The sequence below is a fragment of the Pseudomonas sp. NPDC089392 genome (genome assembly GCF_044749595.1).
Classification (GTDB): Bacteria; Pseudomonadota; Gammaproteobacteria; order Pseudomonadales; family Pseudomonadaceae; genus Aquipseudomonas.
Map to the genome: position 1 here is coordinate 1 of NZ_JBIVIF010000024.1, position 20,146 is coordinate 20,146.

Here is a 20,146-nt window from a genome sequence, read left to right on the forward strand (position 1 = left end):
TGCACCTAGCAAAATAGCAGGTTCGTACCGGATTGCAAATCCGTCTACGCCGGTTCGATTCCGACCTCGGCCTCCACCATTCGAAAGCCCCGCAGATTAACGTCTGCGGGGTTTTTCTTTGTGCGCGAGAAAATACCGAAGTCGAAGCCCGACCATTGTGTCGGGCTTTTTTGTGCCCGCCCGTCGAGCCTTTGGCACTTCATGCCAAGCCGAATTTCCCAATCATATGCGCAGATATCCTGCGCCTCAGGTGGGAGAACTGTTATGGCGATTGACCACAATGGTCCGGACGCTGCGTACCCTGGACCCGCTGAAGGAAGCGCTGATGCAGGGCAAGCTCACGGGTCTGGCCTGGAGAAAACGGCCTCTGAGCCTAAGCAGGGTATAGGTGAGGCATGGTCAGAAAAGCGGCCTGAGGATTGGAATCCTCCACCCGGCAACCCGGGGTCAGATCAAGACTCACAAGTTCCGCGTGATAATGGCACTGCTCGTACTGATGAGGCCAGGGCACCGGACCCCACAGGGACTGGTGGTGGGATCCCGCTGTCACCGGATGACGATGCTCCCATCGAAGAAGAGATGAAAGATGTGGATGCCAACAACTCTGTGTCCAGTGAGCATCCCGAGCCTCGATGAGTTCGTCATTTGCTTACTGAAAGACTTGCGACTTGGCTTCACCGGCAGGTTCGCAGCAATAGTTGAGGCTAGGTATGCAATCTACGACCCACGGCAAAGCGATTAGGGCGCCGCGCGTCGTGTCCCGATGCATACACCCATGAGCTGGGCTATCCATAAAGACTACCGGGGTCATTTGATCGGCAGGGGTCTGAATGAAGCGATTACTTTATGGCGCATTCCTCGTTTTCATGGGTGGTTACGCGTTTGCGGATATCCCACCTCTGAATGCCACTTGCCCAGGCAATGTCGAGGTGCGCGCTAATGAAGGCGGGCCAGTCTTCATCAATGGCAAGGAGGCCAAGCTCAGTGAGGTCAGCGAGAGTCACTTCAAGGCCAAAGGTAGCGGCGTAACCGTCTCGGTTTCAATTGAGCCTGACGGCTATTTGAGTGTTTCCTACACCGGAAAGGGCGGTGCAAACGGCGTCTGTGAGGTTGAGGAGCAGGACTGACTGTGTGCGGCCGGTAGCGTCGGTTCATCAAGATCGTCGGACAGCTCAGCATGGATGGAAAGCCCAGTAGCGACTTCTGTGGGGGCGTAGTACGGTCCGCCTTCAACAACCCCTGGTTCGTTGTCTCAATCCCACGGACCGGGACTCTCATGACCTGGGAGGTCGAATGGAAGTCGCTAGAAAGATCAGTCAACAAGAATTGGATAAAGCACTAGTAGCGTTTGCTCGCTACAAGATCGGAGAAATCAAAATCTTCGACTTGGAGCAGGCAATGAGTTTCGGAGTGGGCGAAGCTTTATCCCGAAGCGGGCTGGTCCGGTTCTCAATCACCAAGTTGGTGTCGGGGCGGTATCGCATTAGCGATGAAGGGGAGAACGCCATCACACGGGCTGGCCGGGAGCGCCTTGAGGTGATCCGCGCCTGACCTCAAGTCCCGCTCCGCGACGGCCGCAGTCTGCTCCTGCGGCCATCCTGGGCGATCCCGGGGGGGGCGGGTTCAGCCGCTTGAACAACTAACCTTCAGGCGGGTTTATACCGCAAATGAAATCATCCGACCCCAGCCGGTGAGACCCATACTCTACGACGTAGCCGGCACCGCGGCGCTCTGCTTCCACCTTGGCTGTCTTCTGATCGGCATAAACGTCGACAAAATGCCAAGGGTGCCGGTCTCGTAGCACGCCCCATCCGAGCACCCAGCCTGGATTGCCTGGGTCTGGCGGAAGGTTCTTGGCCAGGCTGCGTATCGTCATGCGCTACCCCTGGGTACAGGTGGTTATCCGCTATTAAACCCCTTCAGATGCCGATGATACACCGATGTATACGCAGCCATTCGTCCGCAATGTCGCCCATGGTGGACGGCGTGCCACTTTTAATCCACGCCATGAAGGCGCGGTCGAACTTGAATCCCTCCCCGCACTCACTGAGCAGAAACTGACGAACCCTCTGCGTGTTGCGATAGTGCTTGTCCAGCGGAGTTGAACGGGTGATCGGCCCGGCATGCCAGTCGAAGCTCATGGTCTGTTCCTTGACGAATGATGAGGAAAAAAGCCCGTAGATGATCATCTGCGGGCTTTGTGGTGGTTGGCAATGGCCGGTTTTCTAGCAATCAGCCTTCGAACTTGATCACCATCCGCCCTTTGATCTTGCCTTCCAGCATCTCCTCAAAGATCTGGTTGATGTCTTCAATTGGCCGCAATGTCACTTTGGGCACTACCTTGCCTTCAGCGGCAAACTGGAAGGCCTCCTGCAGATCCTGCCGTGTCCCGACCAGCGAGCCGATCACTTCGATGCCGTCCAGTACAAGGCGCGGAATGTTCAGGTTCATCGCTTCCGATGGCAGGCCGACTGCGACCAGTCGGCCGCCCGCGCGCAGGGCATCTACGGCGGAGTCGAACGCAGCTTTGGCCACGGCAGTTACAACGGCAGCATGCGCACCGCCGGTCTTTTCCTGAATGACCTTGGCTGCATCTTCAGTGCGCGGGTTGACGACCAGGTCGGCGCCCATCTCGCTGGCGAAGCGCAGCTGCTGTTCGTTGACGTCGATGGCGATCACTTTGGCGTTGAACACATTTTTGGCGTATTGCAGGGCCAGATTGCCGAGGCCGCCCAGGCCGTAGATGGCGATCCATTGGCCGGGGCGGATGTTGGAGATTTTCACCGCCTTGTAGGTTGTGACGCCAGCGCAGGTAATGCTGCTGGCGGCGGCGGAGTCGAGCCCGTCAGGTACTTTGACCGAGTAATCGGCCTTGACGATGCAGGCTTCGGCCATGCCGCCGTCCACTGTATAGCCGGAGTTTTTCACTTCGCGGCACAGGGTTTCGTTACCGCTGTTGCAATACTCGCAATGCCCGCAACCCTGGTAGAACCAGGCAACGCTGGCGCGGTCGCCCGGCTTGAGCGAGGTGACGCCGGGGCCAACTTGCTGGACCACGCCGATGCCTTCATGGCCCAGCACTACACCGGTCTTGTCACCGAAATCGCCATTTTTTACGTGCAGGTCGGTGTGGCACACCCCGCAGCATTGCATCTTCAGCAGCGCTTCGCCGTGTTCGAGGGGGCGCAGGGTTTTCTCCACCACGTCCACGCGACGGCCTGGTGCAACAACAGCAGCTTTCATAAGAGCCTCCGTGTCTATCCGAGTGAGCTTGGGTTATCGCTGGCTTAGCATAGACCTTGCCTGGGTAGGCAAAACTGCTTCAGGTCATGCTCCGGGGCGGAGGGCAGTGCTTTGCCCAAAGGTGCCTGCGTAGGCCTGACAGAGGCTCGCGGCAAAAAGAAAAGCCCGCGGCAATGATGCGGCGGGCCAGGCCGGTATAGGAGCGGGTTTACCCGCGAAGAGGCCGGGCCTGCCGGCCAATATCCCTGGCCATTTACCTTTGCAGCTGCCACCGCATTCGCGGGTGAACCCGCTCCTACATTGATCGGTGGTGCATATATATCGGTGGTTCGGCACAGTCCGTTGTAGGAGCGGGTTTACCCGCGAATGGGCCGGACCTGCAGGCCAATATCCCTGGTCGTTCACCGTTGCAGCCGCCACCGCATTCGCGGGTGAGCCCGCTCCTACATTGATCGGTGGTGCACACACCTCGGTGGCTCGGCACGGTCCGTTGTAGGAGCGGGTTGACCCGCGAATGGGCCGGACCTGCAGGCCAATATCCCTGGTCGTTCACCGTTGCAGCCGCCACCGCATTCGCGGGTAAACCCGCTCCTACACTGATCGGTGGTGCATATATATATTGGTGGTTCGGCACAGCCCGTTGTAGGAGCGGGTTTACCCGCGAAGAGGCCGGGCCTGCCGGCCAATGTCCCTGGCCATTCAGCGTCGCAGCCGCCACTGCATTCGCGGCGGTTCGACGCCTCGATAAACCCGCTACATTTTTTCGGGCCAGTTATTTCCTGCATCGGAGGCGCGCGCGACGTGGGTGCATAGCTGGAGATCGATGAAGAGCAACGGCGTTCCCTTCGATATCAAATGGAACGAACAAGGCGGACAGCGGTGACTTCACAGAAGTGACTGGCCCGAAACAGACAGTGGGAGCGGGCTTGTCCCGCGAAGCGCCGCGCGGGCGGCGATCGATCTCACAGGCGATGAAAATGTTGTGCCAACCACTTAGCGGCCCAGACGCTTATTCAGAGCACCCATAAAAAAGCCCGCCATAAAGACGGGCAAACAACGTTTGAAGGGAGAGCCTGCAGGCTAGACCCGGCCGGTTAACCCAGCATTAAGCGCCAACGCATTGACCTGCGAACGTGAACAGCCTATACAGGCCTGCCACGCACTCCTGGAGCCAGCATGCACGACGAAGAAGACCTGCACGAACCCGAGCACGATCACCTGCTTGACCACGAATTTCTCTACGAGGATATGGAGCCCGAGGCGGATGCCCAAGGCGCCGAGGATGAGGTGGAGGAAGACGAGGAAACGCTGGATGACCTCGATGACGAAGAGCGCGATCACCCAGCCTGGTTCGACGACTACGAAGGCGAATGACTCAGCGACCGTCTACCGAGAAACGCCCCGGGCCGCTCACCGCCAACAACAACAGGCCGCCCATGATGCTGAGGTTTTTCAGGAACTGGGTCATGTTGGCGCTGCGTTCAGGGTCGACCATGTTCCAGAACGGGTGGCCCAGCAGCGCCGTGCCCAGCACGAACAGCGCGAACAGGAATGCCAGCGGCCGCGTGTAGAAGCCCAGTATCAGCAGGATGCCCACCGCGAACTCCATGAGCACGGCAATCGCCGCCGCCAGCATGGGGGCAGGGGCGCCAAGTGAGGTCATGTAGCCGACCGTGCCTTCAAAACCGGTCAGCTTGGCCCAGCCAGACAAGACGAACAGGATCATCAGCAGGATGCGGGCAATCAGGATAATGATGTCGCGTTGACCATCGAACAGGGAGTAGCGCATGGCGGCATTCCAGTGGACGGGGACAAGCTCCACTTTAGCAGCTGGGCAAAACCTTGCAGCCGGATAGCAAAAAGGCGCCGTAAAGGCGCCTTTTCAAAGAAGTTTGGTGCGAGTGGCGGGACTCGAACCCGCAAGGCTCACGCCGACAGATTTTAAGTCTGCTGTGTATACCAATTCCACCACACTCGCACGCTTGAAAGGGTCGCAACGGACCAGCACGCTTCTAAGCAGAAGGGCTTCGCAATCAAGCGCGCTTTATAACCCATTGTTATAGTTGAGTCAACCGCAGCACCTATGATCAACAGAATGAAGGCGCAAGCGAACGGGCGATTGACACCTTGCTGTCATTACGCCACTGTTGCCCTTTTATTGGCCGGTGGTGGCTTCATCGTGTTGGTGGGCCTCTGGTTGCTGAAAGTGGCGATGCCGCGGCGGATCAGCCCGGTACTCGTTGAGCGTGAGCGCTGACCATCGGTTGCCGGGTGGCTGTATGCTGGCGGGTACGCTTGGCCACGCTCATTTCGTCCCTGCTGCGGTACCGGTGGAGTTTGCATGGTTTCAGCTGATTGCCTCGACCACCCCGTCATGCCCGCGCACCGCTATGAACAGCTGGTTCAGTCGGTGGTGGACTACGCCATCTACATGCTCGACCCCTCCGGCCATGTGGTGTCGTGGAATGCCGGTGCACAGCGCATCAAGGGGTACCGTGCTGATGAAGTGATCGGCCAGCATTTTTCGTTGTTCTTCACCCCTCAGGATTGTGCCGATGGTCGCCCAGAGCGCTTGCTGCACCAGGCCCTGGAGCAGGGTGTGGCGCAGGATGAAGGCTGGCGTGTACGCAAGGACGGCACCCAGTTCTGGGCTTTGGCAGCGCTGGATGTGATCCGCGACGACCACGGCCAGATCATCGGCTTGGCCAAGGTAACCCGCGACATTACCGACCGGCGCGAATCTGCCCTGCAACTGGATGCCATGCGCGCCCAGTTGTTCCAGGCGCAGAAGCTTGAGGCGCTCGGCCAGCTGACGGGGGGCCTTGCGCATGATTTCAACAATCTGCTGACCATCATCATGAGCTCGGCCAGGTTGGCGCAAGCCACCCACGACCCGGCGCGGGCCCAGCGCATGCTGCAGCACATCCTCGATGCCGGCAATCGCGGGACTGAACTGACCCAGCAGCTGCTCAGTTTTGCCCGCCACCGCAAACTGGATGTTGCCTGCGTCGCCCCGGCGAACCTTATAGCCGCGACCCGCGGTCTACTGGAGCATGCACTGCCCAGTTCGATTGAGCTGAAAGTGCTGCTGCAACCGGACCTGCCGCAGATCGAGGTGGATGCCGGGCAATTGCAGATGGTGCTGCTCAACCTGCTGTTCAACGCTCGCGATGCCATTGCCGGGCAAGGCCGCATCGGTTTGACGGTCGATATGGTCGAACTGGCCGGCGAAGTGGAAGGGCTGCGCGGCAGTTTTGTACGATTCGAAGTGGAAGACAGTGGCGAAGGCATTGCGCCAGATGTACTGCCGCGTATCTTCGAGCCGTTTTTCACCACCAAGCCCTTCGGCAAGGGTACCGGCCTTGGCCTTAGCCAGGTGTATGGCTTCGCCAAGCAGAGTGGCGGCGCTATTTGTGTCGAAAGCGAACCCGGCCGCGGAACTTGTATGCAGCTTTACTTGCCAACCTATCACGACCAGACGGACAGCCAACTCGACAGGTAGACACCATGGCACAGGCACTCAGGCGGCTGGTGACGGGGATCGAAGGGCTCGATGCGCTGCTCAAGGGTGGCCTGGTGGCTGGCGCGTCCTACATCATTCAGGGCCCGCCGGGGGCCGGCAAGACCATCCTGGCCAATCAGCTGGCCTGCGGGCACGTGCGCGGTGGTGGGCGGGTGCTGGTGGCCACCTTGCTGAGTGAGTCGCACGAGCGGCTGTTCCAGTACTTGGCCACCTTGGATTTCTTCGACCCGGCGCTGGTCGGCGATCCCATCCAGTTCGTCAGCGCTTTCGACACCCTGGAGCAGGAGGGTCTCGACGCCGTGGTGCGCTTGCTGCGCCAGGAAATCGCCCGGCAGCAGGCCAGCTTGCTGATCGTCGATGGTGTGCTTAATGCCCGGGTACGTGCGGAAACCGCGCTGGACACCAAGAAGTTCGTTTCCGAACTGCAGGGCCATGCGGCCTTTGCCGGTTGCACCGTACTGCTGTTGACCAGTGCACGGCTGGACGAGGGCAGCCCGGAGCACACCATGGTTGACGGGGTGATTGAACTGGGCGAGCAACTGCTGGGCAGCCGCGCGGTGCGCCATATCCAGTTGCGCAAGACCCGCGGCAGCGCGGCGTTGTCGGGGCGCCACGAGTGCCTGATCGATGGGGCCGGCCTGCATGTTTATCCGCGCCTGGAGGCATTGTTCAGTTACCCCAGCCAAATGGGCAGTGCAACCCTGGCACGCATCAGCAGCGGCGTGGCAAACCTGGATGAAATGCTTGACGGCGGCTTGGCCGCAGGTTCGGTCAGCTTGCTGATAGGGCCCTCGGGTATTGGCAAGACCTCGTTGGGCCTGGCTTTTCTCGGCGCCAGCACGGCGCAGGCGCCAGGGTTGCACTTCGGCTTTTACGAAACCCCCGAGCGCCTGCGTATCAAGGCTGCGTCGCTGGGTTACGATTTTGCCGCGATGGAGCAGAACGGCAGCCTGCAGCTATGTTGGCAGCCGACCACCGAAGGTTTGCTGGACCAGGTCGGTGCGCGCCTGCTCGAGCGCGTCGAAGCGCAGGGCAGCAAGCGGGTAATGATTGACAGCCTCGGCGCGTTCAGCCGCCTGGCCATCGACCCGGCACGGCTCAATGCGTTTTTCCGCGCCTTGACCAGCGAACTGCGCGCCCGCGATATCAGCGTGATGCTGACCTGGGAGATGCGCGACATCTTCGGCTCGGAAATCAGCGCCCCGGCGCCGGACTTGTCGAGCATCGTCGACAACCTGATGCTGATGCGCTTTGTCGAGTTGGACTCGCAGCTGCGGCGCATGCTGTCGATCCTCAAGGTGCGTGACAGCCACTATGACCCTGCCTTGCACGAGCTGCTGATCGGGCCGCAAGGCATTACCTTGCGCAAGGCGTTCGAAGGCGCCTGCGGTGTGCTCTCGGGAACGCCGGTGCCGCAAGGAAGCGGGTGACGGATGAATACCATCCTGATCGTCGATGACGAGTACCTGATCGCAGACATCCTCGGGTTTGCCCTGGAGGACGAAGGCTTTCTGGTGGAAAAGGCGAGCAACGGCTGCAAGGCGCTGGAAGCGCTGAAGGAAAAGCGCGTTCAGCTGGTAATCACCGACTACATGATGCCGCTGCTAAACGGTGAGGAGTTGGTGCGTGCCATGCGTGAAGACCCGGAGTTATGCGAGTTGCCGGTCATTCTCATGAGCGGCGCGCAGGCCAGCCAAGGATGCCCGGCCCTGTTCGCCGCAATATTCGACAAACCATTCGACATGGACGAGATGATCGCCAAGGTGCATCAGTTGATGAGCACCTGAGGCTGGCGGTCGAGCGCTTCCGTGCACCCCGGGGGGGGAGAGTCGGCTTAGTGCGAGTCGTCGTGCTTTTCCGGTGCCGGGCTGCCGGCCTGGATACGTTTGAAGATCTCTTCACGATGGACCTGTACATCTTTCGGTGCATCGATACCGATCCTCACCTGCATCCCTTTGACGCCCAGAATGGTGACTTTGATGTCATCGTTGATGACGATGCTTTCGCCAACCTTACGGGTGAGTATCAGCATGTAGTTCTCCTTGGTGATGTAAAAATCCGCAGGGCTAGTAGCCACGGCGGCGGGAGCTTGTCCCTCTTCCTTCTCATTAAAGACGCTTTCGGCGGATAGTAATTCCCCGACAGAAAAATTCTGTTGCGTACCTTCACTTGCAGGTGCCAAAGCAAACCGTCAGCGGTTTGTCGGCCAAGGTGCTCAGTGGCAAGAATAGGGCGCTTGGCGGCTAATGGGAAATTTCTTCGCATCATGGGTGAAATAGACAGGGTTAATGGTCGTCCTGTTCCTCAAGTGCCTGAAGAAATAGCAGCAAGGCCACTTCTTCCGGGTCGAGGCCTTTGCGTACCCGACTTTTTGGCAAGTCGGCCAGGCGGCCCAGTGCATAGTGTTCCAGTACTGCCGGGTGGATGTAGCAGCGCCTGCAGACGGCAGGTGTATTGCCCAGGCGGGTGGCCACCTGGCGAACGATGGTGGCGACTTGGCGTTTTGCCTCGGTCTCGGGCTCCCAGGCCAAAGGCCTGAGCAAGTCCAGTGCCAGGCTGCTGCCAGCCCAGGTGCGGTAGTCCTTGGCGGTGAAGTCGGCGCCGGTCAGTTGTTGCAGGAACTGGTTGACCTCGGCAGAGCCGACGCTGTGGCGCTGGCCGTCGTCATCCAGGTACTGGAACAGCGCCTGCCCCGGCAGTTCCATGCAGCGCTTGAGCAGGTTGGCCAGGCGCCGGTCGTTGAGGGTGACGTTGTGCTCGACGCCGCGCTTGCCACGGAACTGGAAGCGGATGCTGCTGCCTTTTACCTCGACGTGGCGGTTGCGCAGAGTGGTCAGGCCATAGGACTGGTTGTCACGCAGGTAGCGCTGGTTACCAATGCGGATCAGGGTGTGGTCGAGCAGGCTGACCACCAGCGCCATCACCTTTTCCCGGTCCAGGCCTGGTCGGGCGAGGTGGGCTTCCAGTTGTGCACGCAGCTTTGGCAGGGCCTGGGCAAAGGCCAGCATGCGTGCGTACTTGTGCTGGTCGCGCACTTCGCGCCATTGCGCGTGGTAGCGGTACTGCTTGCGGCCACGGGCATCGCGGCCGGTTGCCTGCAGGTGGCCCTGTGGGTCGGCGCAGATCCACACATCGGTATAGGCCGGGGGGATCACCAGTGCGGCGATGCGCGCGAGGGTGTCGCTGTCGCGTACCCGCTGGCCATCGGCATCCAGATAAATGAAGCGCCCACGCCAGCGCCGCCGGCTCAGGCCCGGCTGGCTGTCGTCAACATAGTGCAGGGTGCGCGGCAGGGGGCAGTCGAGCATTGGCGGTGGGCCTCGATCAGGTTACTGATCAATGGACAACGCCCGCGCCAATGATGCTCAGCCCAACAAGGCCACCGACTTGATCTGGGCGAACAGCACCTGGCCCGGGTGCAGGCCGAGTTGGTCTGCCGAGAAGCGGGTGATGCGCGCGAGCAAGGCATTGCCGCCGGCATCCAGGCTGACCAGCACATGCGCCGGGTTGGCCGCCGGGCGGCTTTCACGCACGCTTACCGGCAGGCGGTTGAGGATGCTTGAGGTGCTGTCGGCGGCCAGCGCCAGGCTGACGTCACGGGCCTGCACCTTGACCCGCAGGGTACTGCCCATCACATGGGCCGGGTGGGCTATGCGCAGCAAAGGTCCGCGGCTGCCGGGCAGGCGCAGGTCGAGCAGGTCGTAGTGCGGGTCGTGGCCCACCACCATGCCTTCGAACACCACACCGGCATCTTCGCCCTGGGCCAGCGACAGGTCGAGGCGGGCCAGGGTTTCGCCAATCGGGCCACTGGCAACCGCCTGGCCTTGTTCCAGCAATACCAGGTGGTCGGCCAGCCGCGCCACTTCGTCCTGGGCATGGCTGACATACACCAGCGGGATGTCCAGTTCGTCGTGCAGGCGCTCCAGGTAGGGCAGGATCTCGCGTTTGCGCGGCCCGTCGAGGGCCGCCAGCGGCTCGTCCATCAGCAACAACCGTGGGCTGCTGAGCAGGGCGCGGGCAATGCCCACGCGCTGCGCCTCGCCACCCGACAAGGTTGCCGGGCGGCGTTCCAGCAAGTGGCCGATACCCAGCAGCTGGCTGGCCTGGTAGAGGTTGACCTTGCGTTCAGCGGCCGCTACCCGGCGCCAGCCAAACTCCAGGTTGCCGCGCACCGACAGGTGCGGGAACAGGCTGGCCTCCTGGAACACGTAGCCCACCGGGCGCAGGTGTGGCGGCTGGAAGTAGCCACGGCTGCTGTCTTCCCAGACCTCGCCATTGACCTCGATGTAAGCGCTGGCGGCCCGCTCCAGCCCGGCCAGGCAGCGCAGGCAGCTGGTCTTGCCGGAGCCGGAGTGGCCGAACAGTGCGCTGATGCCGCGCCCGGGCAGGCGCAGGTCGACGTCCAGGGTGAAGTCGTCGCGCGCCAGGTTCAGGCGCGCCACTATCGATGCGGTCATTTCAGCTCCAGCCAGCTTTGCCGCGGCGTCCGGCGTACAGCAGGAGCAGCACCAGGAAAGAGAACACCAGCATGGCACCGGCCAGCCAGTGCGCTTGCGCGTACTCCATGGCCTCGACGTGATCGAAGATCTGCACCGAAACCACGCGGGTCTTGTCGGGGATGTTGCCACCGATCATCAGTACCACACCGAACTCGCCCACGGTGTGGGCGAAGCCGAGGATGCTGGCAGTGATGAAACCAGGCCGGGCCAGCGGCAGCACGACATGGACGAAGGTGTCCCAGGGGCTGGCGCGCAGCGTTGCCGCCACCTCCAGCGGGCGCTGGCCGATGGCGCCGAAGGCGTTCTGCAGCGGCTGGACCACGAATGGCATGGAATACACGGTCGAACCGATGACCAGGCCGGTGAAGCTGAATACCACGGTCCCCAGGCCCATGGCCTGGGTGGCCTGGCCGAGCCAGCCATGCGGGCCGAGGGCGATCAGCAGGTAAAAGCCGATCACCGTCGGCGGCAGTACTAGCGGCAAAGCCACCACCGCGCCCACCGGCCCGCGCAGCCATGAGCGCGTACGCGCCAGCCACCAGGCGATGGGCGTGCCGACGATCAGCAGGATCAGGGTGGTCAGGCTGGCCAGTTTGACGGTCAGCCAGATCGCACCCAGGTCACTGGCGTCCAGTGGCATCAGATTTCATAACCGTAGGACTTGATCACCGCGGCGGCTTTCGGGCCTTTGAGGTATTCGACCAGCGCTTTGGCGGCGGCATTGTCCTTGCCTTTGTTGAGGATCACGGCGTCCTGGCGGATCGGGTCGTGCAGGTTGGATGGCACGATCCAGGCCGAACCATTGGTCACCTTGCCGTCCTTGTAGATCTGCGACAGGGCGACGAAGCCCAGTTCGGCGTTGCCGGTGGAGACGAACTGGAAGGCCTGGGTGATGTTCTGGCCTTCGACGATCTTGCCCTTGGTGGCCTCGGTGAGCTTCAGCTTGTCCAGTACCTGAGTGGCGGCCAGGCCGTAAGGCGCGGCTTTCGGGTTGGCGATGGACAGGTGATTGAACGCGTTCTTCTTCAGTACATCACCCTTGGCATCTACGTAGCCTTCCTTCGCCGACCACAGGGCCAGGGTGCCAATGGCGTAGGTGAAGCGCGAACCGGGGACGATTTCCTTTTCTTCTTCAAGCTTTTTCGGGGTGCTGTCGTCGGCGGCGAGGAACACTTCGAACGGCGCGCCGTTCTTGATTTGTGCGTAGAACTGCCCAGTAGCGCCGTAGGCAGCGACCAGCTTGTGGCCGGTGTCTTTTTCGAAGTCCTTGGCAATGGCCTGGATGGGCGCTGTAAAGTTCGCTGCGACCGCGACCTGGACTTCATCGGCCCAGGCAGTGTTGAAGGCAAACAGGCTGGCCAGGGCAGCGACGGCCAGGTGGGACGGGCGGATACGCATGAAGACAGCTCCTTGGGGTTATCGTTATATCTTCAACTATATAGCGATAGGCCATTTGCCGGGAAGGGGGCTGGGAAATGCATAAGCAGGCCCGGCCTCTTCGCGGGTAAACCCGCTCCTACAGGCGTTGATGATCCTGTGGGAGCGGGTTTACCCGCGAAGAGGTAAACCCGCTCCTACAGGCGTGATGATTCTGTGGGAGCGGGTTTACCCGCGAAGAGGCCGAGCCTGCATATGAAGATCCCTAATGCCCGACCACGGCCAACGCCTTTTCGGCAATCTCCCGGGTCAACTCCCCAGCCGGCATATGCCGCCCCAAGCGCAATGCCTGCCCCGACCACAAGTTGCTGAAATCACTGTTCCCCTGCGGATCGGTAATCGCCCGCAACGGCATCAATGCCCCGCCCGCCAGCGGGAAGCGCGGTGCCAGCGCACTCATCGGCCCCAGCTCGCGCATGATGCGGTTGTTGATGCCGCGCGCCGGGCGGCCAGTGAACAGGTTGGTCAGCGCTGTGTCGCTGGCAGGTGCGCTGTCCAGCGCCTGGCGGTGGGCCGGTGAAACCTTGGCCTCGGGGCAGAACAGGTAAGCCGTGCCGATCTGCACTGCCGAAGCGCCCAGGGCCAGGGCCGCGACCAAACCGCGGTGGTCGCCGATGCCCCCTGCGGCAATCACCGGCACGCTGACCGCATCGGCCACCTGTGGCACCAGGGCGAAGGTGCCGATCTGGCTGGTGATGTCGTCGCTGAGGAACATGCCGCGATGGCCGCCGGCTTCGTAGCCCATGGCAATGATCGCGTCACAGCCATTGCGCTGCAGCCAAACCGCTTCTTCCACAGTGGTGGCACTGGACAGCACCTTGGCACCGCTGGCCTTGACCCGTTGCAGCAGGTCGGCCTGAGGCAGGCCGAAGTGAAAGCTCACCACCTCCGGGCGCAACGCCTCGACCAGTTGGCAGCTCTGCTCGTCGAAAGGCGCACGGTTGGAAACAGGCGTGGGGGCGGCGAAGTCGGCACCCATTTCGCTGTAATAAGGCTCAAGGGCCTGCTTCCAGCGTGCCTCGCGCTCGGCATCGGGCGATGGCGGCTGGTGGCAGAAGAAGTTCAGGTTCAGTGGGCGGCCAGGGCAGCCGGCGCGGAAGGCGGCAATTTCGGCGCGCACCTGGTCGCCGGTGAGCATGGCGCAGGGCAGGGCGCCCAGCCCGCCGGCAAGGCCCACGGCGATGGCCATGGGCGAACCGCTGGCCCCCGCCATTGGCGCCTGGAGAATGGGCACCTCGATGCCTAGCAGGTCGAGGATGCGGCGGTCGGGCCAGTGGCTCATGCGTTTCTCCTTGTGCGGGGCTAACGTTGCGGCGGGTTTTACAGGGCTTTGCTGACCTGGATGTCGCTGATTTTCTCGGCGTCTTCACCGTGGATCTTGCGCAGGGCTTCCAGGGCTTGCTCGTGGGAGGCATCTGGCATCAGCGCGAAGTCCCAGCGGCGCTGGCCGTCGAGCTTGTATTTGATGACGTACTTGGTGGTCTGGGTCATGGTGGCCTTATCTGAGTTTCGACGACGAACGACGGATGATCTTGATCTTGTGGGTCAGGGTTGGCTTGCGGGTGACCGAGATCGGGCGGGTGGTTACGGTGTCGATGGTGATGTTCCAGAAACCGGTGCTGGGCACGGTGATTTTCGCCGGGAACTGGTCGAAGGCGCCGCCGTGATAGGTATGACGGCCGCCGTTCTTGAAACTGCGGAAGTTGGCGTCGTTCATCAGGCGGATATTGCAGCGCTGGGAGCACTCGATGACGACGATGTCGTCCTCGTTGAGGTGCTCGCGCTGGTGTACGAATTTCATGTGATGCTCCGCAAGGGTTGGATCTGCAAAGGCAAACGATACCACGATGTCGCATTACACTGCCGCGCTGTTCGCCAGCGGCAGATAAATCTGCCAAAGCACGGAGCAAACCCGCCTGGCTGTGGTCGAAAAGGGTTCGTAAAGGCAGAGGTGCGACAGATGAAGTGGATGGTGGCCGCATTGACATTGACGCTGGGGGGCTGTGTCAGTGTTTCCGAGTTGGAGCAATCGCATGCAACCTTGGATGTAATCTCGGGCAAGACCCCGCGTGAGTATGCCGACTGCATCAAGGAGCAACTTGCTGACAGCCGCGATCCGCTGGTGGAAGAAAAGCGCGGCGATGGCCTGCGCCTGACCGTGCCGCAGAAGCTGACAGCTGGTGCCGGCCCGGCGGCACTGTTGGATATCGATGAACGTGGCAGCGGCAGCAGCATCAAGCTGTACGAACGGCTGAACAACTTCCCGCTGCGCCTGGGCGATGTGCGTACGGCTGCCACCCGGTGCATCTCCGGCCATTGATCCAGGGCAACTGATCACGCTCCATTTGCTTATATGTTTTAGGTCTAACCATATAACAATAGAAATGGAGATTCGTGATGACACCGTTGAGTCGCGTCGTGATCGGCAGCCTGCTGATCCTGGCCTGGCCCACGGCGCATGCCGCCGATGGCCAGAAAGTGTTCACCCAGGGCGGGGCGAACCCCGCCGCCATGGCTTGTTTGGGCTGCCATGGCCCGGATGGCAAGGGCATTGCCGCTGCCGGCTTCCCCCGCCTGGCCGGGCTACCGGCGGGTTACCTCAGCAAGCAATTGCAAGACTGGCGCAGCGGCAGCCGCAAGCAGCCAGTGATGGAACCCTTGGCCAAGGCCCTGACCGAGGATGAAATCAAGGCGGTCAGCGCTTACCTGGCCAGCCTGCCGGCAGACCCTGCAGGCGACCTGCGCCGCCAGCAAATTGCCGATGACCCCACCACCCGCATGGCCCTGTACGGCGACTGGAACCGGCAGATTCCCGGCTGTGTGCAGTGCCACGGCACAGGCGGTGGCGGGGTTGGCGAACATTTCCCGCCCTTGGCCGGCCAGCCCGCCAGTTACCTGGTGGCACAGCTCAATGCCTGGCGCGATGGCAGCCGCAGCAATGACCCCAACCAGCTGATGGTCGGCGTGGCCAAGGCCATGACCGATGACGAGATCAAGGCCATTGCCGAGTTCTTCGCCCGCCCCGTCAGCCAGGAGGTCACGCCATGAAACCGATGATTCCAGCTATGTTGCTGCTGGCCATGGGCAGCGCCCAGGCCGCCCCGATCGCCATGGAAGACCAGTCGCAGTTGAAGGTGCCCGGTGTGCAGGCCGCGCCGCAGTTTGTGCCGCCCGCTGAAAGCGAGCTGCCCGATAATGCCTTTGGCAAGATGGTGCGCGAGGGCCATGCCCTGTTCGTCGACACCCGCCGGCTGATGCCCGAGGCCGTAGGTAACGGCATGAACTGTAGTAACTGCCACCTGGACCAGGGGCGGATGGCGCATTCGGCGCCAATGTGGGGCGCGTATCCGATGTACCCCGCGTACCGCAAGAAGAACGACAAGGTGAATACCTATGCCGAGCGTATCCAGGGCTGTTTCCAGTTCAGCATGAACGGCAAGCCGCCTGCGGCAGATAGCCCGCAGATGACGGCGTTGGCGGTGTACTCATACTGGCTGTCGACCAAGGCGCCGATCGGCGTGGAGATTGCCGGGCGTGGCTACCCGGAGGTGGCGCAGCCCAAGGGCGGTTATGATTTCAAGCGCGGCCAGCAGGTTTACGCTGAGCAGTGTGCGATCTGCCACGGCAGCAACGGCGAAGGGCAGAAAGTTGCGGGCGAGTACGTGATGCCGCCGCTGTGGGGCAAGGACTCCTACAACTGGGGCGCCGGCATGCACCGTATCAATACTGCGGCGTCGTTCATCAAGTACAACATGCCGCTGGGCAAACCGGGCAGCCTCAGCGACCAGCAGGCCTGGGACGTGGCGGCGTGGGTCAACCGCCATGAACGGCCGCAGGACCCACGGCTGGTGGAGGGTTCCATCGAGAAGACGCGGGTGAAGTTCCATGCCAATGACGGGGTGAACCTGTATGGGCAGCAGGTCGAGGGGGTGCTGGTCGGGCAGGGGACCGGTAGCTGATGTGTTGCTTGTGCGGGCCTATTCGCGGGTAAACCCGCTCCTACACCGATCGTTGTAGGAGCGGGTTTACCCGCGAATAGGCCCGCACAGGCAACCTCATTTCCCTGTCATCCAACGGTCATGTATGACGGTAATATTTACGATCCCCCGGAACTATCTACACTGGGTTATCTCTATCATCCCAACGGTCGGCCAGGGGTGGGGCATTGTAAGGTGACTGCCGCCTGATTAGACTGCGCCGAATTCCACAGGTCTTGCCTTTTCTAAGGACGTTTATGATCAAAAAATGCTTGTTCCCGGCAGCCGGCTACGGCACTCGCTTCTTGCCTGCTACCAAAGCCATGCCCAAGGAAATGCTGCCGGTGGTCAACAAGCCACTGATCCAGTATGGCGTTGAAGAAGCATTGGATGCGGGTCTGAGCGAAATCTCCATCGTCACCGGTCGTGGCAAGCGCGCCCTGGAAGACCACTTCGACATCAGCTACGAGCTGGAAAACCAGATCAAGGGCACCGACAAGGAAAAATACCTGGTCGGTATCCGTCGCCTGCTCGACGAGTGCTCGTTCTCCTACACCCGCCAGACCGAAATGAAAGGCCTGGGCCACGCCATCCTCACCGGCCGCCCGCTGATTGGCGACGAGCCGTTTGCCGTTGTGCTGGCGGACGACCTGTGCGTCAACCCGGAAGGCGACGGCGTACTGACCCAGATGGTCAAGCTGTACAACCAGTTCCGCTGCTCGATCATCGCCATTCAGGAAGTAGACCCTCAGGAAACCAACAAGTACGGCGTCATCGCCGGCGACATGATCCGTGATGATATCTTCCGGGTTACCAACATGGTCGAGAAGCCAGCGCCGGAAGATGCACCGTCGAACTTGGCGATCATTGGTCGTTACATCCTGACGCCGGACATTTTCGACATCATCGAGAATACTCCTCCAGGCAAGGGTGGCGAGATCCAGATCACCGACGCGCTGATGCAGCAGGCGCAGAACGGCTGCGTGATCGCCTACAAGTTCAAGGGCAAGCGTTTCGACTGCGGTGGCGCCGAAGGTTACATTGACGCGACCAACTTCTGCTTCGAGAACTACTACAAGACTGGCAAGGCTTACTGATAAGCCGCTACTTGTATCAAAGCTGAGAACTGGGGCTGCTTTGCAGCCCTTCGCGGGCAAGCCCGCTCCTACAAGGGATTGCGCAGGCCTAGGGCTTGCGCCAAACCGGTGGGAGCGGGCAAGTCCGCGAAGGGCCGCAAAGCGGCCCCAGTGCGTTATGCTGGGCGCCTGCCTAGGAGAGTGAATACATGGCCTACGATTTTGATCTGTTCGTGATTGGCGCCGGGTCCGGCGGTGTGCGCGCGGCGCGCTTTGCCGCCGGCTTTGGCGCAAAAGTGGCAGTGGCTGAAAGCCGCTACCTGGGCGGTACCTGCGTCAACGTCGGCTGCGTGCCGAAAAAGCTGCTGGTGTACGGCGCGCACGTCGCTGACGAACTGGAGCAGGCCGCAGGTTTCGGCTGGACCCTGGAAGAGGGGCATTTCGACTGGGGTACCCTGATTGCCAACAAGAACCGGGAAATCGAGCGCCTCAATGGCATCTACCGCAACCTGCTGGTCAACAGCGGGGTGACCCTGCTGCAGGGCCATGCGCGCCTGACGGGTGCCAATGAAGTGGAAGTGGAAGGCCAGCGCTATAGTGCCGAACACATCCTCATCGCCACCGGTGGCTGGCCGCAGGTGCCGGACATCCCGGGCAAGGACCTGGCCATCACCTCCAACGAAGCCTTCTACCTCAAGGGCCTGCCACGCCGTGTGCTGGTGGTCGGCGGTGGCTATATCGCGGTGGAGTTTGCCGGCATCTTCCAGGGCCTGGGGGCCGACACCACCTTGTTGTACCGCGGCGACCTGTTCCTGCGCGGCTTTGACGGTTCGGTGCGCACCCACCTGAAGGAAGAGCTGGAGAAGCGTGGCCTGAACCTGCAGTTCAATGCCGACATCCAGCGCATCGACAAACTAGAGGACGGTAGCCTCAAGGCCACCCTCAAGGATGGCCGCGAGCTGGTCACCGACTGCGTGTTCTATGCCACCGGTCGGCGCCCGATGCTGGACAACCTGGGCCTGGAAAATACTGGCGTCGAGCTGGATGCGCGCGGCTACATTCGCGTCGACCAGCAGTACCAGACAACCGCACCCTCGATCCTTGCCATTGGCGATGTGATCGGCCGTGTGCAACTGACCCCGGTGGCCCTGGCCGAAGGCATGGCCGTGGCGCGGCGCTTGTTCAAGCCTGAGCAATACCGCCCGGTGGACTACCAGAACATCCCCACCGCAGTGTTCAGCCAGCCGCCCATCGGCACCGTGGGCCTGACCGAAGAGCAGGCGCTGGAGGCCGGGCACAAGGTGCAGGTGTTCGAAAGCCGCTTCCGCGCCATGAAGCTGACCCTGACCGACATCCAGGAAAAAACCCTGATGAAGCTGGTGGTCGATGCCGAGACCGACAAGGTGCTGGGTTGTCACATGGTTGGCCCTGACGCCGGCGAGATCATTCAGGGCCTGGGCGTTGCGCTTAAGGCTGGAGCCACCAAGCAGCAGTTCGACGAAACCATTGGCGTGCACCCGACGGCGGCCGAAGAGTTCGTGACCATGCGCACCGTTACCCGCTGATCAGTAGGAGCGGGTTTACCCGCGAAGGGCCGCAAAGCGGCCCCGGCAATTTCGGATCAAAACCCTGAAAGTGTGCTGCCTGTCCCGGCCTCTTCGCGGGTAAACCCGCTCCTACAACTGAGCCTTCTATTAAATAACCCCGGTTATAGCCAAAACCAATCGAAAGCATGAGCTTTGCCAATGAGCCTTCAGCAGAATGATTAGTTAGGATTCTATCCATCAACTGATTCCAACCCCATGAAGGAGCGTCTCTCATGCCAATCATCAACAGCCAAGTCAAACCGTTCAACGCCACCGCCTACCACAAGGGCGAGTTCGTCCAGGTCAGCGAAGCCGACCTGAAAGGCAAGTGGTCTGTCGTGTTCTTCTACCCAGCCGACTTCACCTTCGTCTGCCCGACCGAACTGGGTGACCTTGCTGACAACTACGCCGAGTTCCAGAAGCTGGGCGTGGAAATCTACGGTGTGTCCACCGACACCCACTTCACCCACAAAGCCTGGCACGACACTTCGGACACCATCGGCAAGATCGAATACCCGCTGATCGGTGACCCGACCCACGTCATCTCGCGCAACTTCGACGTGCTGATCGAAGAAGCCGGCCTGGCCGATCGCGGTACCTTCGTGATCAACCCGGAAGGCCAGATCAAGATCGTCGAACTGAACGACGGTGGTGTAGGCCGCGATGCTGCCGAACTGCTGCGTAAAGTGAAGGCTGCCCAGTACGTCGCCGCTCACCCAGGCGAAGTTTGCCCAGCCAAGTGGAAAGAAGGCGAAGCTACTCTCGCTCCGTCCCTGGACCTGGTCGGCAAGATCTAAGACTGTGA

The 20,146-nt window shown here is 61.3% G+C and carries 25 protein-coding genes and 1 tRNA gene; 13 read left to right on the forward strand and 13 right to left on the reverse strand.

What is annotated here, in order from left to right; translation table 11 throughout:
* Positions 1 to 830 precede the first annotated feature (830 nt).
* Both ACIP1G_RS19495 and ACIP1G_RS19500 read left to right on the forward strand, forming a co-directional pair.
* Positions 831 to 1,127: a hypothetical protein gene (locus ACIP1G_RS19495; protein WP_400740050.1), complete on the forward strand. Its 297-nt coding sequence runs from the start codon at positions 831 to 833 to the stop codon at positions 1,125 to 1,127.
* A 166-nt stretch (positions 1,128 to 1,293) separates the two neighbouring features.
* Entirely contained in the window at positions 1,294 to 1,551 is a 258-nt protein-coding gene (locus ACIP1G_RS19500; RefSeq protein WP_400740052.1) for a hypothetical protein, read from the forward strand.
* A gap of 88 nt (positions 1,552 to 1,639) precedes the next feature.
* Here the strand turns inward: ACIP1G_RS19500 and ACIP1G_RS19505 are convergent, their stop codons facing one another.
* The 3 genes from ACIP1G_RS19505 to adhP form a co-directional block, all read right to left on the reverse strand.
* Positions 1,640 to 1,876: a hypothetical protein gene (locus tag ACIP1G_RS19505; protein ID WP_400740055.1), complete on the reverse strand. Its 237-nt coding sequence runs from the start codon at positions 1,874 to 1,876 to the stop codon at positions 1,640 to 1,642.
* Positions 1,877 to 1,919: 43 nt separating this feature from the next.
* Complete coding sequence (locus tag ACIP1G_RS19510; RefSeq protein ID WP_400740057.1) at positions 1,920 to 2,141, reverse strand: DUF6434 domain-containing protein; 222 nt, start codon at positions 2,139 to 2,141, stop codon at positions 1,920 to 1,922.
* A 91-nt stretch (positions 2,142 to 2,232) separates the two neighbouring features.
* The gene (gene adhP / locus ACIP1G_RS19515; protein WP_400740059.1) at positions 2,233 to 3,243 is read right to left on the reverse strand and encodes an alcohol dehydrogenase AdhP; all 1,011 of its coding nucleotides are present in this window, start codon (positions 3,241 to 3,243) and stop codon (positions 2,233 to 2,235) included.
* 1,176 nt (positions 3,244 to 4,419) lie between these two features.
* Here adhP and ACIP1G_RS19520 point away from each other — a divergent pair.
* Entirely contained in the window at positions 4,420 to 4,617 is a 198-nt protein-coding gene (locus ACIP1G_RS19520) for a hypothetical protein (RefSeq protein WP_400740060.1), read from the forward strand.
* Position 4,618: 1 nt separating this feature from the next.
* On the opposite strand, the gene ACIP1G_RS19525 is transcribed toward ACIP1G_RS19520, so the two are convergent.
* Positions 4,619 to 5,032 (reverse strand): DoxX family protein, encoded by a 414-nt coding sequence (locus ACIP1G_RS19525; protein WP_400740062.1) that lies wholly within the window; start codon positions 5,030 to 5,032, stop codon positions 4,619 to 4,621.
* Between the two features lie 104 nt (positions 5,033 to 5,136).
* A tRNA-Leu gene (locus ACIP1G_RS19530) sits at positions 5,137 to 5,221 on the reverse strand.
* Positions 5,222 to 5,326: 105 nt separating this feature from the next.
* Here ACIP1G_RS19530 and ACIP1G_RS19535 point away from each other — a divergent pair.
* The 4 genes from ACIP1G_RS19535 to ACIP1G_RS19550 all read left to right on the forward strand — a co-directional run bounded on the left by ACIP1G_RS19535 (position 5,327) and on the right by ACIP1G_RS19550 (position 8,553).
* Positions 5,327 to 5,500, forward strand: a complete 174-nt coding sequence (locus ACIP1G_RS19535) for a hypothetical protein (RefSeq protein ID WP_400740267.1) — start codon at positions 5,327 to 5,329, stop codon at positions 5,498 to 5,500.
* Between the two features lie 84 nt (positions 5,501 to 5,584).
* Positions 5,585 to 6,745 (forward strand): nitrogen regulation protein NR(II), encoded by a 1,161-nt coding sequence (locus ACIP1G_RS19540; RefSeq protein WP_400740065.1) that lies wholly within the window; start codon positions 5,585 to 5,587, stop codon positions 6,743 to 6,745.
* Between the two features lie 5 nt (positions 6,746 to 6,750).
* The gene (locus ACIP1G_RS19545) at positions 6,751 to 8,196 is read left to right on the forward strand and encodes an ATPase domain-containing protein (protein WP_400740068.1); all 1,446 of its coding nucleotides are present in this window, start codon (positions 6,751 to 6,753) and stop codon (positions 8,194 to 8,196) included.
* Positions 8,197 to 8,199: 3 nt separating this feature from the next.
* On the forward strand, positions 8,200 to 8,553 hold the full coding sequence (locus ACIP1G_RS19550) for a response regulator (RefSeq protein WP_400740071.1): 354 nt from the start codon (positions 8,200 to 8,202) through the stop codon (positions 8,551 to 8,553).
* A 47-nt stretch (positions 8,554 to 8,600) separates the two neighbouring features.
* On the opposite strand, the gene csrA is transcribed toward ACIP1G_RS19550, so the two are convergent.
* The 8 genes from csrA to ACIP1G_RS19590 all read right to left on the reverse strand — a co-directional run bounded on the left by csrA (position 8,601) and on the right by ACIP1G_RS19590 (position 14,503).
* Positions 8,601 to 8,798, reverse strand: a complete 198-nt coding sequence (csrA, locus tag ACIP1G_RS19555; RefSeq protein ID WP_004375914.1) for a carbon storage regulator CsrA — start codon at positions 8,796 to 8,798, stop codon at positions 8,601 to 8,603.
* Between the two features lie 253 nt (positions 8,799 to 9,051).
* Complete coding sequence (locus ACIP1G_RS19560; protein ID WP_400740074.1) at positions 9,052 to 10,074, reverse strand: DNA topoisomerase IB; 1,023 nt, start codon at positions 10,072 to 10,074, stop codon at positions 9,052 to 9,054.
* Between the two features lie 57 nt (positions 10,075 to 10,131).
* Positions 10,132 to 11,223 (reverse strand): molybdenum ABC transporter ATP-binding protein, encoded by a 1,092-nt coding sequence (gene modC / locus ACIP1G_RS19565; protein ID WP_400740077.1) that lies wholly within the window; start codon positions 11,221 to 11,223, stop codon positions 10,132 to 10,134.
* A gap of 1 nt (position 11,224) precedes the next feature.
* Positions 11,225 to 11,905 (reverse strand): molybdate ABC transporter permease subunit, encoded by a 681-nt coding sequence (gene modB, locus ACIP1G_RS19570; protein ID WP_400740079.1) that lies wholly within the window; start codon positions 11,903 to 11,905, stop codon positions 11,225 to 11,227.
* Positions 11,905 to 12,663, reverse strand: coding sequence for a molybdate ABC transporter substrate-binding protein (modA, locus tag ACIP1G_RS19575; protein WP_400740081.1), 759 nt, complete (start codon positions 12,661 to 12,663; stop codon positions 11,905 to 11,907). The genes modB and modA overlap by 1 nt, the downstream gene beginning before the upstream one ends.
* Positions 12,664 to 12,907: 244 nt before the next feature.
* Positions 12,908 to 13,984, reverse strand: a complete 1,077-nt coding sequence (locus ACIP1G_RS19580) for an NAD(P)H-dependent flavin oxidoreductase (RefSeq protein ID WP_400740084.1) — start codon at positions 13,982 to 13,984, stop codon at positions 12,908 to 12,910.
* A gap of 38 nt (positions 13,985 to 14,022) precedes the next feature.
* Positions 14,023 to 14,193, reverse strand: coding sequence for a hypothetical protein (locus tag ACIP1G_RS19585; protein WP_166674275.1), 171 nt, complete (start codon positions 14,191 to 14,193; stop codon positions 14,023 to 14,025).
* Positions 14,194 to 14,200: 7 nt separating this feature from the next.
* Positions 14,201 to 14,503 carry a DUF1883 domain-containing protein gene (locus ACIP1G_RS19590; protein WP_264359894.1) on the reverse strand — a complete coding sequence of 101 codons (303 nt, stop codon included), beginning with the start codon at positions 14,501 to 14,503 and terminating at the stop codon, positions 14,201 to 14,203.
* Between the two features lie 159 nt (positions 14,504 to 14,662).
* Between ACIP1G_RS19590 and ACIP1G_RS19595 the strand changes: the two genes are divergently transcribed.
* The 6 genes from ACIP1G_RS19595 (at position 14,663) to ahpC (ending at position 20,138) form a co-directional block, all read left to right on the forward strand.
* Entirely contained in the window at positions 14,663 to 15,022 is a 360-nt protein-coding gene (locus ACIP1G_RS19595; RefSeq protein WP_400740086.1) for a hypothetical protein, read from the forward strand.
* A gap of 77 nt (positions 15,023 to 15,099) precedes the next feature.
* A complete protein-coding gene (locus ACIP1G_RS19600) occupies positions 15,100 to 15,750 on the forward strand; it encodes a c-type cytochrome (protein WP_400740089.1) in 651 nt (216 codons plus the stop codon).
* Positions 15,747 to 16,661 carry a c-type cytochrome gene (locus tag ACIP1G_RS19605; RefSeq protein ID WP_400740092.1) on the forward strand — a complete coding sequence of 305 codons (915 nt, stop codon included), beginning with the start codon at positions 15,747 to 15,749 and terminating at the stop codon, positions 16,659 to 16,661. Before ACIP1G_RS19600 ends, ACIP1G_RS19605 begins: the two co-directional genes overlap by 4 nt.
* 275 nt (positions 16,662 to 16,936) lie before the next feature.
* Positions 16,937 to 17,776 carry a UTP--glucose-1-phosphate uridylyltransferase GalU gene (gene galU, locus ACIP1G_RS19610; RefSeq protein ID WP_400740094.1) on the forward strand — a complete coding sequence of 280 codons (840 nt, stop codon included), beginning with the start codon at positions 16,937 to 16,939 and terminating at the stop codon, positions 17,774 to 17,776.
* 188 nt (positions 17,777 to 17,964) lie between these two features.
* Positions 17,965 to 19,320, forward strand: coding sequence for a glutathione-disulfide reductase (gene gorA, locus ACIP1G_RS19615; RefSeq protein ID WP_400740096.1), 1,356 nt, complete (start codon positions 17,965 to 17,967; stop codon positions 19,318 to 19,320).
* Between the two features lie 254 nt (positions 19,321 to 19,574).
* Positions 19,575 to 20,138, forward strand: a complete 564-nt coding sequence (ahpC, locus tag ACIP1G_RS19620; RefSeq protein WP_003250537.1) for an alkyl hydroperoxide reductase subunit C — start codon at positions 19,575 to 19,577, stop codon at positions 20,136 to 20,138.
* Positions 20,139 to 20,146 lie beyond the last annotated feature (8 nt).